Origin of the sequence: Lactobacillus sp. UMNPBX19 (genome assembly GCF_002553805.1) — a bacterium.
Taxonomy (GTDB): domain Bacteria; phylum Bacillota; class Bacilli; order Lactobacillales; family Lactobacillaceae; genus Lactobacillus.
On record NZ_PCYR01000150.1, the window covers coordinates 1 to 381 of the forward strand.

The following is a 381-nucleotide window of genomic DNA, read 5'->3' on the forward strand; positions in this document are numbered from 1 at the left end:
CGTTCCGACGTCGGTTTGTCCCCGGCCGGAATCGAATATGCTAAGGAAGTTAGTCAAAATTACGATTGGCACCAGTTTGACCACGTTTTTTGCAGTCCCATGCTGCGTGCTAAACAAACCGCGAAGATTCTTTTAGGTGATGACGCTGCGCTCACCTATGATCCCCGGATTACTGAAATGGACTTTGGCGATTGGGACGGGGTCTCCGAAAAATTAATTTACGACAAGCATCCCGAAGTTTTTGACCGTCTTGGTATGTTCAACGCCAAGTACGCTGACTACGCGCCCCATTCCGAAAGTTATGCCGCACTGGTTGCGCGGGTAAGCGGGTTTGTCGAAGACCTTAAACAGCAGTTTGCTGATCAATCCGTACTATTAATT

Annotated in this window: 1 protein-coding gene; it reads left to right on the forward strand. The window is 48.6% G+C overall.

All coding sequences use genetic code 11. The features are described from left to right. On the forward strand, window positions 1–381 hold a 381-nt coding region (locus CP370_RS09530; RefSeq protein WP_143467914.1), incomplete at both ends, for a histidine phosphatase family protein.